This is a genomic window from Anaerococcus martiniensis (assembly GCF_043187485.1).
In the GTDB taxonomy this organism is placed as follows: Bacteria; Bacillota; Clostridia; order Tissierellales; family Peptoniphilaceae; genus Anaerococcus; species Anaerococcus martiniensis.
The window spans coordinates 1,394,400-1,410,983 of the sequence record NZ_CP171106.1 but is presented as its reverse complement, the minus strand read 5'-3'; the positions used below and the strand labels follow the sequence as shown (position 1 = coordinate 1,410,983).

16 protein-coding genes are annotated in these 16,584 nt (G+C 32.9%); all 16 read right to left on the bottom strand.

Features of this window, described 5'->3' with window-relative positions:
* Positions 1-5 precede the first annotated feature (5 nt).
* The 16 genes from ACF3NF_RS06875 to polA all read right to left on the bottom strand — a co-directional run bounded on the left by ACF3NF_RS06875 (position 6) and on the right by polA (position 16,432).
* Positions 6-3,455 carry a penicillin-binding transpeptidase domain-containing protein gene (locus tag ACF3NF_RS06875; protein WP_394022796.1) on the bottom strand — a complete coding sequence of 1,150 codons (3,450 nt, stop codon included), beginning with the start codon at positions 3,453-3,455 and terminating at the stop codon, positions 6-8.
* A 10-nt stretch (positions 3,456-3,465) separates the two neighbouring features.
* The gene (gene mreD / locus ACF3NF_RS06870) at positions 3,466-3,954 is read right to left on the bottom strand and encodes a rod shape-determining protein MreD (protein ID WP_394022794.1); all 489 of its coding nucleotides are present in this window, start codon (positions 3,952-3,954) and stop codon (positions 3,466-3,468) included.
* On the bottom strand, positions 3,947-4,837 hold the full coding sequence (gene mreC / locus ACF3NF_RS06865) for a rod shape-determining protein MreC (RefSeq protein ID WP_262122471.1): 891 nt from the start codon (positions 4,835-4,837) through the stop codon (positions 3,947-3,949). The genes mreD and mreC overlap by 8 nt, the downstream gene beginning before the upstream one ends.
* Positions 4,838-4,843: 6 nt before the next feature.
* Positions 4,844-5,854: a rod shape-determining protein gene (gene mreB / locus ACF3NF_RS06860; RefSeq protein WP_262122469.1), complete on the bottom strand. Its 1,011-nt coding sequence runs from the start codon at positions 5,852-5,854 to the stop codon at positions 4,844-4,846.
* Positions 5,855-5,866: 12 nt separating this feature from the next.
* Positions 5,867-6,547 (bottom strand): RadC family protein, encoded by a 681-nt coding sequence (gene radC, locus ACF3NF_RS06855; protein WP_394022791.1) that lies wholly within the window; start codon positions 6,545-6,547, stop codon positions 5,867-5,869.
* Entirely contained in the window at positions 6,531-7,061 is a 531-nt protein-coding gene (locus ACF3NF_RS06850; protein WP_262122466.1) for a Gx transporter family protein, read from the bottom strand. The genes radC and ACF3NF_RS06850 overlap by 17 nt, the downstream gene beginning before the upstream one ends.
* A 3-nt stretch (positions 7,062-7,064) precedes the next feature.
* Positions 7,065-7,445 (bottom strand): NusG domain II-containing protein, encoded by a 381-nt coding sequence (locus ACF3NF_RS06845; protein ID WP_394022788.1) that lies wholly within the window; start codon positions 7,443-7,445, stop codon positions 7,065-7,067.
* Between the two features lie 110 nt (positions 7,446-7,555).
* Positions 7,556-8,356 carry an RnfABCDGE type electron transport complex subunit B gene (locus ACF3NF_RS06840; protein WP_394022786.1) on the bottom strand — a complete coding sequence of 267 codons (801 nt, stop codon included), beginning with the start codon at positions 8,354-8,356 and terminating at the stop codon, positions 7,556-7,558.
* A 9-nt stretch (positions 8,357-8,365) separates the two neighbouring features.
* Positions 8,366-8,938, bottom strand: coding sequence for an electron transport complex protein RnfA (locus ACF3NF_RS06835; protein WP_394022784.1), 573 nt, complete (start codon positions 8,936-8,938; stop codon positions 8,366-8,368).
* Positions 8,939-8,946: 8 nt separating this feature from the next.
* Positions 8,947-9,627, bottom strand: coding sequence for an electron transport complex subunit RsxE (gene rsxE / locus ACF3NF_RS06830; protein ID WP_262122461.1), 681 nt, complete (start codon positions 9,625-9,627; stop codon positions 8,947-8,949).
* A gap of 8 nt (positions 9,628-9,635) precedes the next feature.
* Complete coding sequence (locus ACF3NF_RS06825) at positions 9,636-10,175, bottom strand: FMN-binding protein (RefSeq protein ID WP_394022782.1); 540 nt, start codon at positions 10,173-10,175, stop codon at positions 9,636-9,638.
* Positions 10,168-11,142: an RnfABCDGE type electron transport complex subunit D gene (locus ACF3NF_RS06820; protein ID WP_394022780.1), complete on the bottom strand. Its 975-nt coding sequence runs from the start codon at positions 11,140-11,142 to the stop codon at positions 10,168-10,170. The genes ACF3NF_RS06825 and ACF3NF_RS06820 overlap by 8 nt, the downstream gene beginning before the upstream one ends.
* A 10-nt stretch (positions 11,143-11,152) precedes the next feature.
* On the bottom strand, positions 11,153-12,490 hold the full coding sequence (gene rsxC, locus ACF3NF_RS06815) for an electron transport complex subunit RsxC (protein ID WP_394022778.1): 1,338 nt from the start codon (positions 12,488-12,490) through the stop codon (positions 11,153-11,155).
* Positions 12,491-12,556: 66 nt separating this feature from the next.
* A complete protein-coding gene (locus ACF3NF_RS06810; RefSeq protein ID WP_394022776.1) occupies positions 12,557-13,213 on the bottom strand; it encodes a lytic transglycosylase domain-containing protein in 657 nt (218 codons plus the stop codon).
* On the bottom strand, positions 13,210-13,803 hold the full coding sequence (gene coaE, locus ACF3NF_RS06805) for a dephospho-CoA kinase (protein ID WP_394022774.1): 594 nt from the start codon (positions 13,801-13,803) through the stop codon (positions 13,210-13,212). The genes ACF3NF_RS06810 and coaE overlap by 4 nt, the downstream gene beginning before the upstream one ends.
* Positions 13,790-16,432, bottom strand: coding sequence for a DNA polymerase I (gene polA, locus ACF3NF_RS06800; protein ID WP_394022772.1), 2,643 nt, complete (start codon positions 16,430-16,432; stop codon positions 13,790-13,792). The genes coaE and polA overlap by 14 nt, the downstream gene beginning before the upstream one ends.
* Positions 16,433-16,584 lie beyond the last annotated feature (152 nt).

Below are 16,584 nucleotides of genomic sequence, written 5' to 3'. Positions count from 1 at the left end.
TTCCTTTAGTTTGGATTTCCGCCGTCTCCAGCATTGTTATCATTCTGATTTTCTTCTGTGTTTTCTGGATTTTCTGGATTTTGAGGCAATCCTTGATCTTCGTTGATCACTGAATCCCCTAATTCTGCAATATCTGCATCTTGTGGGGTATCACCTGAATTTGTAAGGAATACATCTAAATCAAAATATTTTGAAACTATATCACGCATAATCGGTGTAGCATTGTAAGATGTATCCCCTTGGGTTAGCACTATACTTATAGCTATTTCTGGATCATCATATGGTGCGAATCCAACCATCCATGCATATGAGTCATAGTCAGTTCCATCTGTATTTTTACCCTCTACTTCTGCTGTACCAGTTTTTATACCAATATCTACTGGCAATTGATTTAATATTTTGTTATTTTGTGATACTAGAAGTGTTCCATATTTTATATCTTCTAAGTATTTTTTATCTTTTATATCTATTCTTGATCTTTCTGGAACATTGTTAAACAAAATGTCACCTGAGTCGTGATTTGTAACCTTATCTACTAGGGTAAACTTATTTAGATAACCGCCGTTTGTTAGAGTTGCGATAGCTCTGTTCATTTGAATTGGTGTGTAGGCATTTTGCCCTTGTCCTATTACAATGTTTAGCATATCTGTAATATCCCATTCAGCTTGGTTTAAATAAGTGTATTTAATTGTATCTGCAAGTCCAGCCCTGTCTTTACCCTTCATACTCTCTGCTTCATATCCTTTTTCATCTAGGAATTCAATAATATTTTTACGTGTCCATTCACTAGGATTTGAAGTCATCTTTACAATTTCAACAACATCACTTTCAAATTCGCTTCTAGATTTCTTTACCCCATCTTTTAAATAAACTGGCAATTTGTTTTCCAAATAATTTTGTAGCATCATTTTGGTTATTTCAATTTTTTTGCCAATTGACGGGATGTTTCCTGTTGTCTCTCTTGGTATGTTTACCTCAATGCCTGTAGGCTGATCAAGTCCTAGTTTTTCAGCAGCAAGTCTAATATCATTTAAATCTAGCTTTGTGCCGATGGATTTTCCATCATGTGGGTTTTCTCCTAGTGCCAAAACATAGAAATAATAGTTATTCGAGTCTCTGATTGCACCATAAAGATTTTCCTCACCCTGGGTTATACCGTACTCTGTCCAAGCAAGGTTATTGAAAGTTTGATTACCTACCTCAACATATCCATAATCCGTAATTACTGCTTGAGGATCTAGACCACTTTCTAGTCCAGCTAAGGCTGTTACTAGCTTAAATGTAGATCCTGGCATAACCGCAGTTTGGCTTGCTATATTTAGCATAGGTCGTGGTACTAGTGGTCCACTATCTTCTTCTACCTGTAAGCTTTCCCAATCAGATTGAGATATACCAGTTGAAAATAGGTTTGGATCATAATTTGGGAAAGAAGCCATGGCTAAAACTTCACCAGTTTTTACATTTGATACCACAACAGCCCCGCTTGAAGCGTGAGGAGCCTGTCTAAGTGGCATAAATGTTCCATAATCTGATTCGTATTGGTAGCCTTGGCTAATGGCATCAAGAACACCTTCTAATGATTTCTCGACTTGTTGTTGAAGATCAGCATCAATTGATAGGTATAAATCATCACCTGGTTCAGATGGAGTTTGTGAAATAGTTTGTTTTCTATTTCCTGCTGAGTCTACCGTTACAAGTGACTTACCGTTTTTTCCTTTTAGATTGTCCTGGTAGGATTCTTCGATGCCAGTTTTTCCTATAATCTCATCACGTAAGTAATCACGTTCGTTTACGTATTTGTCTACTTCTTCAGCTGTTGCAATCGGTCCCATATATCCAAGTATGTGGCTTGCTAAATATCTATTTGGATATGATCTAATTGGAATAGTATCTACTTGAATACCTGCAGTTGCATCGATATTTTCTTCGATTTTTAAAACTGTAGATTCATCTATATTATATACTAAGTTTATAGGACGATATCCGAAACTGCCTTGACGATTGATTTTATTATCAATTGTAAGAATGCCTACTGCCTCTAGGTCTGAGTATTGTTCCAAATCATTTATTTTCTTTAGGTAGTTTAATATTTCCTTTGCGTCTTGTTCATTTTCAAGGATTGAAACCACCTTGTCGCGGTCATTTATCTTATCTTTGCCTGCATAATAAGTGTAAAAATTATTTTTTTCGATATTAAATGTGTAATCCCAATCTTCTGGATCATCTTCAGATATATCTATGGATGGATAGATATTATTTCTAGTGTTTGCATTTTGAGCCATATACTTAATATCTTCTGATAATATAAGTGGTTTTAGCAAATCATTTTCATCTGCTATCCTTGCAAGCTCATCTACTGGAGATCCTGCTTGAGGGTTTTTGAAGTTGATATTAACCTTATAAGTATTTCTCTCATCCTTGGTTTCAGTTATAACTTCTGTTTCGAAGTTTGCATAAATTCCAAGATTTTCAAGTTGTTGGATTAAAATATCTGCTGGAATTACATAAGAACCATCATCCTTCACACTAGCCTGGCTTAAGACTTCATTTATAGTTGAAGTTTTTACTATTTCGTAAAAATCATTACTTGGTTCACTTTTTAGGCTAACTTCTGGGTAAACTTTTGATAATTTAGCCTTTTTTTCAATCATATCCTCATTTGCTTTTACAACATAAGGTTCCATTTCAATGCTCCCAAGTAAATTAGCATTTTTTAGAAGCTCATAGGCCAATTTCCTTGCATTTGAGTTTTGCAAAATAGAAAGTAAAACTGATCTGTCGTTGCCAACCGCATCAATTACAACATCAATTGGATCTTCATCTTCGCTATATCCAACAGCTTCCAATTTTTTCTTTGAGTTATCCCTGTAGGATACTTTTACTTGACCTCCATCTTGACTAATATTTGCTGGTATATCAATTCCCCTTTTTTTAAGGGCAAGCAAGGCGGTATTCATTGTTTCATATTCAATATTTTCGTCTTTATAAACAGTAGTTAAAAATTCTCTAACTAAGTCGTTGTCAATGATTGTTGAAACTACAACCTCTGTTGGCATCTGACCTAGGATAAAATAATCTTCTTTTCTTTTATACACGAAAGAATTTAATTTTAGAGCAAATTCATCTGTATAATTTACCCCGTCTTCTTCTAAGATATTTACTAGTTTGCCAAGATTTTTTATCCTATCTTCTGCTTCTAGTTCTTGAAGTTGGTCCTTATAAATCTGCACAGCAAAAGATGGGATACTTGTTGCAAGAATTTTCCCATTTCTATCGTAAATATTACCACGACTGGCAATTTCATCTACTTCTTTTACTTTTCTATTGTCAGATAAATCTCTATAATAATCTCCTTGACCTATCATAACTGTAAAAAGTCTACCGATTATTATGGCCATTAGGAGAATTACAAGAGCCTGAATAAGTACTAATCGTCTTTCCTTTTGTTTTCTCACTTAAAAACTCCTAAATCCTATATGTTGGAATATACATTATTTTTTTAGCTATGTGATAGTAAACGAAATAAATTAATGTATTTAATATAGATTCAATAAGTAAGGGTAATGGCAAGTAATTCATCAAATTATTTTGTCTGGTAAATATAAAATAAATTAATGTCAAAAGCAAGAAATTGAAGATACTTGCAAAAAATGTCATTACAAGACCTGTTGGTCTATCTTTTGCAAAATTAAATCTATCACTTGAAACAAATGATCCTATCAAGAAATATGATAGAGCTCTTGGCCCAATTAAATTTGTAAATAGAAAATCTTCAATAATTCCTGTAATCATTGCCCCATAAGGTCCAATTTTATTTCCCAAAATTTGTGATAATGCAACTATTGCAGGAATTATGATATTTATATTCGCACCAAATATATCAATTTTAGAAAAAATTGTTGTTTGGAGGATAAATGATATTAAAAATACTAAAAATGTCTTGAATTTATTCACTTATATTTTCCTCCTCTGACTCTTTATTTTTTTCATCTATTTGATATGAATTATTTCCTTTTAGGACTAAAACTCTATAAATATGGGAAAAATCCACTGGTGAATCTACTGTAATATTTTTTCTAAGGGTATCTTGACTCATTGAAACATTGCTAATCTGTCCAATGTAAATTCCATATGGATATACTCCACCTAGACCACTGGTCATTAAAACATCAGAATTTTTAGCTTCACTTTCTACATCAAGCATATATCCTTGGATGGTTCTTGATGTAAATTTATCAATAACCCCATAATCTCCGCTTCTGGTATTTATAAATGAAACATCGTTTGCTTGATTGTTTATTGTTTCAACACGTGCTGTTGTTTCAAATACTTCAGTAACTTTACCTACTAGACCTGTGTAGTAATTACTATCTCCAATAGCTTGTAAGATAATATCGTTTTGCTTGATACCATCTTTTTTTCCCTTATCTATTGTAAAATTGCTGGTTAATGAACTTACATCAGAATTTACTACATTTGCTTTGATATATTCATTTTGTGACTCATCAATGGCTTTTGCTTCATTTTTTAGAAAATCTTCTTTATTTATTACTGAAGTGAGTCTTGCATTTTCCATTACTAAAGATCTATTTTCCGATTCTAGTCTCATTACCTCTGCTCTGGTTTCTTTTGATCCAACTGTTCTTTCAATTTGCCCCATTATTTCAGATGAGATTGAGTAAGTAATGCTCTCAATTGGTTCAAAAATTGTATTTGCAATATTTGATCCTGCACCTGAAAGGGCATCAGTTTGAGATGAAACACCCATTACTATCAAAAGTGCAAAAACTGTTATTAAAAAAGATTTGTTGGATTTTTTAATTCTTCTATATGCCATTTTTACCTACTTACGATATTTAAAAAATCTATCTGGATCTTCTAATATCTTACCTGTACCTAAAATTGCATCTGTTTCTGGATTTTCAGATATATAAGAAGATAGATTTAATTTATGTTCTATATATTCACGAAGACCTCGCACTTTACTAATGCCACCAGTTAAACCAAAGCCATCTTTCTTGATGTCTGCTGTTAGTTCTGGTGGGATTTTTTCAAGGACTTCATAAATCATACTTACTATTTCATCTGCATAAGGCATTATACATTCTACAAGGTCTTTGCTTTTGATATCTACAGTCTTTGGAGCTGCTGATAATAAATCTCTTCCATCAACACTCATGGAGTTTTCACCATCTTTTACCCTTAGGCTTAATAGATTTATTTTTATATCCTCTGCTGTTTGTCTACCAATATCAAGACGTTTTTTTTCTCTAAATAAATCAATGATGGCATCATCTATGTAATCTCCACCCTTATTTATGGTTTTGCTTGTAACAATGCCATTTAAAGAAATTACAGACACTTCACTAGTACCTGCACCAAGGTTTAAAAGCAAAATGCCCCTTGGATCTTCTGGTGTAAGGCCCATACCAAAAGCTGCGGCTAACGATTCGTCAACTAAAATAATATCACGGCTACCAGCATGAAGTGCTGCGTCTTCTATGGCACGTGATTCAATATCGGTTATTCCACTTGGTACACAAATTACAACCTTTGGTTGAAAAATTGATGTTCCGGGATTTACTTGGTTAAAAAAATGCTTTAACATTGCCTCTGTAAGATTAAAGTCAGTAATTACTCCATTTTCAATTGGTTTTACAACATGAATATTTGATGGAGTTTTTCCAATCATATCCTTAGCTTCTTGTCCAATGGCCAAAACCTTAGTATTATTTTGGTCTAAAACTATCATTGAAGGCTCATCGATTATGACACCCTCATTCTTTTTATAAACTAAAATATTGCTCGTGCCCAAATCTATGGCAAAATCTGTGGCAACCATTCTTAAATTCATCTACATTTGCTCCTAAATAAAATTTTCTTTCTTAAAACTATAATATCCGTCTTTACCGATAATTATGTGGTCTAGGACTTCTATGTCCAATATTTCACCTGCTTCTACTAGTCTTTGGGTTATTCTAAAATCATCTTTTGATGGAGTAAAATCTCCACTTGGATGATTGTGGGCAAAAACTATTGATTTTGCCGATTTTTTTATAGCAGGTTTAAAGGCCTCTCTAGGATGGACAATGGATGCATCCAAAGTGCCTATACTTATTACTTCTTTAGATATTATAACATTTTTCGTATCTAAAAGGATAGCATAAAAGCATTCATTTTTCTTATCTTGGACTTCATTTTTTAAATATTGGTAAATATCTTCGCTATTTTTTATTTTTGTAATCTTTTTTTCCATATTTTTTTGAGCAATTCTTTGTCCAAAAAGCAAAGAAGCTACAATAGAACTTGCCTTAGCTGACTTTATCCCCTTTATTTTTGTAAGTTCACTTACCTCAATATCAGCTAGACTTTCATAAGAAAATGTTTGTAAAATTTCTCTAGAAAGTTCAATTACATTTTTTTCCTTAGTTCCGGTTGAGATTATAATTGCTAAAAGCTCCTCATCACTTAAGCCATCTGCCCCCTTGCTAATTAATTTCTCCCTTGGCCTATCATCTAGGTCAAAATCCTTAATTGATTTTCTCATTTTTGATGTCTCCAATATTTAATTTTTCCATGTGACTTGCAACATAGTTTACACTAAGACCTACAAAAAAACTTGTGAATACCCCCATCATAACTAGGGCTGGAAAATAAATTAGCATTTTAATATTTCCCATAAAAATAGCTGCAACTAGTATTTGGCCTAGGTTATGGAAAAATGCTCCTATTTCAGAAATACCAACAAATGATGAAAATCTATTTAAAAGTTTTAGTGAAAGACCCATAGCAAGAGATGCTAAGATTGCACCAGCAAAGGAATAGAAAAATGCTGTTACCGATCCTGTAATTAGCATAAGTAAAAATGATTTTAAAACACCTACTAAAAGTGCTGACTTCATACCATAAAAATATAGGGTCAGTAAAATAATCATATTTGAAAAACCAAGTTTAGCCCCAGGAATTGGAACTGGTATTGGAATCATATGTTCAATTAAAGAAATTGCAAGAGCCATGGCTGTCAAAAGCGCAATATTTGTTACTTTTTTCAAATCTTTCATAAACTACCTATTTATCTTATCAATTCCATCGTCTGTGACAGAATTATCAACCACTTCTAAAAACACTCTATTTGGTAAGCAAATTATTGTTTCACCATTTATACTTATTTCTTTCATATGAGTACAAATCTGGTCCCTACAATTTGCTTCATCCATATATGCCTTACCATTTTTTATCACAATTTTATTAAATTGTGCATTATCATCTAAAACTATTTCCCTATCCTGATCTAAAGGAAATTCACCATACAATTTAGAGTCTTTTTCTACTCTAAGAATTTGTCCAGTGGACTTTGTATTCATATTTGAAATTCCAAAGGCCATTAACATACTCAAAAGCAATAGGCTAATTGAAATTATTATATCTCCCTTTTTAATTTTCATAAAAATACCTCATTATATGAGTTTACATTTTATAGTTTTTATTGTCAATTTAGGGCAAATTGTGAATGGGTAAAAAAATAAACCGGTCGAGCCGGTTTATCATTTATCTATTAGTTAAAAACTTCTATACATTTATTTGGGCATTTGTCTGCTGCTTGTTGTAATAATTCTAAATCTAAGTCAGAATTAATGTTTTCAACTGATAAGTTTTTCTTCATCTCAAATCCTTCTGGATAAGTTTTTGCACAAAGTGTACATGCTATACATGCCTTATCACATTTTTTACGTGCATCTTTACCTTTTTCTTGGTTAGAACATAAAACAACTGCTTTTTGTGCGTATGGTACTAAAGTTATAATATCTTTTGGACAAGCTTCCACGCATTTTCCACAAGCAACACACTTATCACGGTCTACTTTAGCAACTCCATTATGTACGTGGATAGCGTCGAATGGACAAGTTTTTTCGCAAGTACCACAACCTATGCATCCGTAGTTACATTCTTTTTTACCACCAAAAAGTGCTATCTGTGCTCTACAATCTTCAAGGCCAGAATACTCAAATAAATCTTTTGCACTTTCACAGTCTCCGTTACATTTTACAACTGCAACTTGTCTATTATCACTTGCTACTGCTTCAACTCCCATAACTTTTGCTACTGCTTCTGTTGTAGTTGGTCCACCAATTACACAGGCACTTACAGGAGCTTCTCCATTTGCAATTGCTGCAGCACAGCCATCACATCCTGGATAACCACAAGCTCCACAGTTTGCACCTGGTAGTGCATTTCTAACTGCTTCTTCTGTAACTGATGTTTCTACTTTAAATTTTGAACTTATTAGTCCAAGAGCAATAGCAAATAAAAATCCTAAGGCCCCTAGAACTAAAACTGGTAATAATATTTCATTCATAAATGACTCCTATAATCCTGCAAAGCCCATAAATGCTATTGACATAAGTCCTAGGGTAATAAGACTCATTGGCGCACCCTTAAAGGCTTCTGGAGTATCATTTTCTGCAATTCTTTCTCTTATGTATGATAGGATCATCATAGCTAGCATAAATCCTAATGATGCTGCTAGGGCATAAACAATAGTTTGAAGCAAATCATATTGGTTTGTAATTGTTTTTATAGCTACACCTAGTACTACACAGTTAGTTGTAATAAGCGGTAAGAATACACCCAAAGCGCCATATAAGCTAGGCATATTTTTCTTCATAACTGTTTCAACTGATTGTACTAAAGATGCTATAACTAAGATAAATACTACAGTTTGTAGGTATTCAATATTTAATGGCTCCAGTAAGTAATATTGGATAAACCAAGTTACTATAGAAGCTAGAGTTATTACAAATATTACAGCAAAGCTCATACCACGAGCTGTTTCAACTTTACTGGTTACCCCTAACACAGGACATATTCCTAAGAATTGTCCTAATACATAGTTTGATACAAATATTGCACCAATTATTATTGATATTAAATCTGTCATATGCTCTCCTATTTAGCTAAAGCAGCTTTACGTTCTTTTTTGTTAGTATAAGCTGCATATGCTGCAAATAATAAACCTAAAACTATAAATGATGATGCTGGTTGTTGTAAGAATCCAATTGTGTATTCTGCTGGAATAATAGTTTTTCCAAATACTGTTCCTGCTCCTAATAATTCTCTTACAAAAGCTAAAACTGAGATAGCAAGAGTATAACCAAGTCCTTGGCCAAATCCATCAACAATAGATGCGATAGGACCATTTTTTGAAGCAAATCCTTCTGCACGTGCAAGGATTACACAGTTTACTACAATTAGTGGGATAAATATACCTAAAGATTTATATAAAGAAGGTACATATGCCCTAAGTACTAACTGAACTATAGTTACAAATCCTGCAATAATTACGATAAAAGCTGGGATTCTAATTTCATCTTTTATAAAATTTCTAAGTAAAGATACTACTAGGTTACTCATCACTAATACAAATATAACTGATAATCCCATACCAATAGCATTTTGCATAGTTGATGAAACCCCTAGGACTGAACACATTCCTACTAATTGTACAAAGACTGGGTTATTTTTAAATATCCCATCAGAAAATACCTTACCAAGATTTACTTTTTGTTTTCTTTTACTATCTACTTTTGCATTTTCGTCTACAAAAGGTCTATCTAATTGTTGTTCCATTGTAACTCCTATTCCAGACTAGCTAGTACTTGTCTAGCATCGTTAATTCCTTTTACAATAGTTGTAGTAGAAATAGTAGCTCCAGAAATACCTACGATCTCATTTTCGCCACCAGCTTCTGAATAACCAACTTCATTATCCATATTTACTCCAACCATTCCCTCTTTAAAGAAATCTTGTTCCATTTCAGCACCAAATCCTGGTGACTCTGAGTGATTTAATGGAGCAAATCCTGTTATGTTATGGTCTTTGTCAACACCTATTAGGTATTCAATATCTCCACCATATCCACCTGGAGAATTGATTTGGAATACATATCCTTCTCCATCACTTGTAATTGCTTTATAAACATTTTCTATTGTTTCTGGTTTATCCACTTCTAATTCTTCATAAGAATCTGCAGGATAAACCACAGATAGAGATTTTTTTAATTCTTGTGCTTGATTTTCTGCAACTACTGGAGCTGTCAGACTATTTGTAAAAGCAAGTGCTAAAGCTACTACTGCTGTAATGGCAAATAATCTTAAACCTAATTTAAAATTACTCATTTGCCCCTCCTTTTTTCTTGCTATAATCAACACCAAAAACTTTTGGTCTTGTATATTTTTCTATAATTGGTACTACAAGGTTTGCAAGTAAGATAGAATAACTTACCCCTTCTGGATAACCACCAAAGGCTCTAATAACTGCTGTCAATATTCCTGCTAATACTGCATAAACAATTTGACCCTTTGGAGTTACTGGGCTAGTTGTGTAGTCTGTAAGCATAAATATTGCACCAAGAAGTAAACCACCTGATAAAACATCTTTTAGTATATTATCAAAACCTGTAAATAATCCTGAAAGAATTGTAACTGTCGCTATGTAAATAAGTGGCATTTTGATATTAATAACTCTTCTAATTAGTAGGTAAGCACATCCTAAAAGTAGGGCTAGGGCTGAAACTTCACCTAAAGATCCAGGAATATTTCCTAAAAATAAATCCATTACAGAATAAGATTGTGGCTCTGAAAGTGGAGTTGCAGCTGAAAGCGCTGAAATTGTGCTAACTGATTTTAGAGTTGCTACTCTTTGAGGTGGTACAAAAGTTGACATTGTTTCCGACCAAGAAGCTAGTAAAAATGCTCTTGCAGCTAAGGCTGGGTTTACAATATTTTGACCAAGACCACCAAAGGCCATTTTTGCAACTACAATTGCAAAAATCGCACCTATAACTATTTGCCAAACAGGTAGAGTAAATGGCACATTGTAAGCTAATAATATACCTGTTACTACTGCTGACAAATCTTTTACAGTTTGTTTTCTTTTTGTAAATTTGTTAAATAAAAATTCTGATAAAACGCAAGCTAAAACTGATGCTAATATTAAAATTAAGGCTCTGTAACCAAAATAATATACTGCAGCAATGCCCGCTGGTACTAAAGCGATTATTACATCTCTCATCTCGCTTTGTACAGTATTTTTACTTCTCACATGAGGAGAAGATGTGACTAATAATTTTTCTCTATTTTCCATATATCTACTCCTACTTACCCTTTCCAGCTTGTCTTATTTGACGTTTACCAAATCTAATTGCTTCCACAAGAGGTCTCTTAGATGGGCAAATATAAGAACAAGATCCACATTCTATACAATCCATAATTCTGTAATCTTCAGCCTTATCAAATTTTTCATTTAAGGCAAATTTGTGGATATAAAGAGGCAGTAAATTAACTGGACAAACATCAACGCAACGAGAACATCTAATGCATGGTTCAATTTCTGCTGGGATTGCTTCTTCTTTTGTTTGTACTAAAATACAGTTTGTAGCTTTTTCTACTGGATTTCCTGAATTTGGTTGGGCAATACCCATCATTGGTCCACCGCTAATTAGTTTTCCAATTTCACCATTTAGTCCTCCAACTGCATCAATTGCATAATCAAAAGATGTACCTACTTTTACTAGGACATTTTGAGGATTTTTAACATTATGACCTGTTACTGTCATCACTCTTTCATAAAGTGGCTTATCATAATAGATTGCTTCATATACTGCATTTACAGTAGAAACATTTGATACTATAACTCCTGCATCCATTGGTAGACCACCTGATGGTACAGTTCTGTTTAAAGTAGCATCAATAAGTCTTTTTTCATCTCCTTGTGGATATTTTGTAGCAAGTTTAACTACTTTTAGCTCTGGCATATTTGTAGCATGGTTTTTATATTCTTCTAAATATGCTGATACTTTTTCAAAGGCTTTTGGTTTATTATCTTCAATCGCAATAATTCCTTGTTTTGCCCCTGATCCTACTACTAAAATTTCTAGACCCTTTACAATGTTTTCCGGTCTATTTTTTAGTATATAATCATCGCAAGTAACGTATGGTTCGCATTCTGCACCGTTTACTATTACTGTGTCAACTTCTTTTGCTGGTGTGTATTTTATGTGAGTTGGAAAGGCTGCCCCACCCATACCAACTATTCCAGCCGCTTTAATTTTCTCTACGATCTCTTCTTTATTTAATTGAACGTTTTCGTTTAATATGTACTCTTTTTCTTGATCGTAGCCTTCTGTATCAATAACAACTGCTTGAGAATTTTTACCGGATGCTGTTTGAATATCTATTATGTCTTTTACAACTCCATTTACTGATGAATGGATATTTGCTGAGAAGTTACCAACAGCCTCGCCGATTAAATCTCCTATATGTACTTCGTCTTTTTTATTTACAAGACATTTACTTGGTGCACCAATATGTTGAGTAAGCGGAATCACTAGCTCATTTGGTGTAGGTAAGGTGTACAGTTCACTATTTTCTGAGAGTTCTTTGAACTCATCTATGTGAACACCTTTTCTAAATGTCAAAGCATTTCCTGCCATATGCATCTCCTTAATATTATTTATCTTCTTTTATATTATAAATGAATTTGTGACTTTCATCAACAACTATATGATATTATATAAAAGATCGTTGATAAATGTCATAAAATTATTGTAACTTAATTGTCCTAGGTCAGATAATTCTGTATTTGATGGGAGACCATCCTTATAAAATGTTTTGTAAACATCGTAGGTGGATTCTACCTTTGTGACATATTGTCTGGTTTCTTCAAATGGAATTTTTGAAACATCTGGATTATCCTTATCTAAAATCCCTTCCTTGATCCATTTATCGACATTTCCCACTCCACCATTGTAGGCTGCTAGGGCTAATTGACGATTGTTATAATATCTCATCAAGTAATCATAATAACCTACTCCAAGTTTTAAGTTGTAGTCAATGTCATTTAATTTTTCTGGATAATATTCCATATCAATTACTTCTGCTGAGTGTTTTGCAGTTTCATCTAGAATTTGCATTAGCCCTTGGGCGCCTTGGTGACTGTGGGCATCGTTGTCAAAGTCTGACTCTACTTTTACAATAGCTGCAGTAAATAGTGGATCCACATTTGCCTGTTCAGATATTTCTGTAATCTGCTCTTGGTAATTGATTTGTGTGCGTGAAGTTTGGTAGGCTATTATCCCGTAGCTTATAGCTATTGCTAACAATATTGTAAGCAATATATAGCCTATTAATTTTCCTATAAATTTTAAAACTTTCATAGTAAATCCTTTTGTTTTAAGACTTTTTTAAGTTGGGTAGAAAGATTTTCTACACTTGTGCTATTATCAAAAACTACATTACTATTTTCTTTCATATTTAGTAATTGTTCTTGACTTTCTAATTTTGCTTTAGCATATTCAAGACTGATTTTATCTCTTTGCATCAATCTCTTGATTTGAATTTGATAGTCAGCGACCACCAGCCATACTTCATCTGCATCAAATTTCTCTTCCATTTGAAAGAAAAGTGGGATTTCGATAAAAACTACTTTTTCATCTAAAATTTCGATTTGTTTTTCAATCTCATCTAAGATATTTCTGTGGCTAAGCTGATTTAGTTTTTTTAGTTTTTTTCTATCAGAAAAAATTATTTTTGCAAGTTTCTTTTTATTTAAGCTTTCATTTTCAAAAGCTTGATCAAAATCCCCAGATTTTTTTATAGCCTCATAATTTTTTGCTCCAGGAATTAGTAATTCTTTGTTTACTTCATCTGCAGATATAAGCTTAAAACCCATTTCTTCTAATAGCTTGCACAAGGTTGATTTTCCAGAAGCTATTGTCCCTGTAATTACAATCTTACTTGGACTCATACATGCTTTCTCCTGTGTCAATTTCAACTAGTAAGGGTACCTTAAGGCTAGCAGCTGATTCCATGGATTGTCTTAAAATCTCAATTGCCTTTTCCTTATCCTCTATAGAAGATTCCAGAATGATTTCATCGTGGATTTGGAGGATAATCTGTGCATCAAGACCTGCTTTTTTAAGATTTTCATCTGTTTTTATCATAGCAATTTTTATAATATCTGCTGCTGTACCTTGGATTGGAGTATTTAAGGCAACCCTTTCTCCAAAGCTTCTTACATTAAAGTTTTTTGAAGTGATTTCTGGAATGTATCTCCTGCGATTAAATAAGGTCTCTGTAAATCCGTCTTCACGGGCCTTTTTTATGATATTATCCATATATTTTTTTACATTTGGATATCCTTCAAAAAATCCTTCTATATAATCTTTTGCTAGAGGTCTTGGTATATTTAAGTTTTGGGACAGTCCATAATCACTTATCCCATAAATTATACCAAAATTTACTGCCTTTGCATTGTATCTTTCAACTTTTGTAACTTCTTCTAAAGGTCTGTCAAAAACTTCTGATGCTGTTTTTGTGTGAATATCAACCCCATTTATGAAGGCATCTATCATATTTTCATCTTCTGATAATGATGCTAATATCCTCAGCTCGATTTGAGAATAATCAGCATCTATTAAAATTTTGCCAGGACTTGCCTTAAAGGCTTTTCTAATTTTGCGACCTTCTTCAGTTCTTATAGGCAAATTTTGTAAATTTGGTTCTGTAGATGAAAGTCTGCCTGTGGAAGCAATGCTCTGCCTAAAGGTGGATCTTATTCTTCCGTCTTCATCGATTGCACTTTCCAGGCCTTCGATATAAGTTGAACGCAATTTGTACATTTCCCTGTATTGTTCGATTTTAGGAATAATTTGATGTTCATCGCGTAATTTCTCTAGAACTGATGCATCAGTTGAAAATCCAGTTTTAGTTTTCTTTATAACTGGTAAGTCTAAATCTTTAAATAAGACCTCCCCTAATTGTTTTGTAGAATTGATGTTAAATTCAGAACCTGCTAGCTCATAAATCTCCCTAGTCAACCCTTCTATAACCTCATCTATTTCAGCTTTAAGGTTTTCCAAAACTTTAATATCCGTTACAAAACCAGCTATTTCCATATCTGCAAGAACCTTGGAAAGTTTAATTTCTATATCTTGGTAGAGGTCATACATCTTGTAGGATTTTAATTCATCTACCAGTTTTTCTTTGGAATTTTCAATAGTGTAAAGAACTGATGCTATATATGAATTTAATTCGTCTTGGTCGATGTCTTCGTATTTTTTAGTTTTTGCACCTTTGCCAATTAAATCTACCTCACTTATAAGTTCAAAATCCGAATAAATTTGACTTAAAGTTTTCACATCATAGGAAGACCTAGATGGATCTATTAGGTAATGCATAAGCATGGTATCATCATAAGGCAAGGCTAGATTAATTCCTAATTTATTTAATAAAACTACATCTTCTTTTATATCAAAAGAATTTTTTATTATATTCTTATCTGCAAAAATATCTTTAAATTTTGAAACAAATTCATCATCAGCCTTTATAATATAAGTCTTGCAATCAATAGTTTTTATAGCTAACTTATAAATCTGTGAATGAATGTAATTTTGCCCATCAAAAAAAGATTTAAAAGTAAATTCTTTATTTTTATTAATAGAATCTATTAGCCCTTTGTAATCATCAGTTTCTAAATATTCAAATTCTCTATCCGTATCAGCAACATCAACCTGACCTTCGATTTTTTCTAAAAACTTATTGAAGTTATATTTTGAAAACTTTTCTTTAAGTGCTGGATAATCTGGCTCAGTTAATTCTAGATCAGACAATTCAATTTCTACTGGGGCATTTTTAATTATTGTCCCAATTTTTTTGCTCATATAGGCTATTGATTCGCTATCTATTAAAGTTTGCTTGGTTTTTTTACCAGAGATTTCATCAATATGATCGTAAAGCCCCTCAATAGAACCATACTTTTGGATATATCCAATTGCTTTTTTAGGACCTATACCATCAATACCAGGGATATTATCAGATTTATCTCCCTCAAGACCCTTAACATCTATTAATTGCTGAGGAGTTAGACTATATTCTTCTTTTATAGTTGATAAATTATACTCAACCATATCAGAAATTCCTTTTTTAGTAAGATAAACTGTGATATTCTCATCTACCAGCTGTAAATAATCGCGGTCTCCAGTTATGATTACAACTTCATAACCTGCTTCTTGGCCCATATCGGCATAAGTTCCTACTATATCATCGGCCTCAAAACCATCAAGATCAGTGTAGGCTACTTTCATAGAGTCAAGTATATCTTTTAAAATTCCAAATTGATAAGAAAGCTCACTTGGCATCTTATCACGGGTTGCCTTATAATCTTTAAACTCATCGTGGCGGAAAGTTTTACCAGACCTATCAAAGGCAACAAGAACAGAATCTGGATTATATTTATCAAAAGCATTTTGGTACATAGTTAAAAAACCATACACACCGTTGGTCATTACTCCATCGTTGTTTGTAAGGTTTGGAAGAGCAAAAAAAGCCCTAAAAATCAAACTAGAACCATCAATTAGCATAAGTGTTTTACTCATTTGTCACTCCTTAGTTATAGTATAACGTAAAATGTGGATATTTTAAAGATTTGATTAAAATAGTATATGAATTTATAGGTTAGTAAAGTCTTTTAAAAAATCATATAAAAAACCTCGTAATCTAAATTGACTACGAGGTTTTTATATTATTT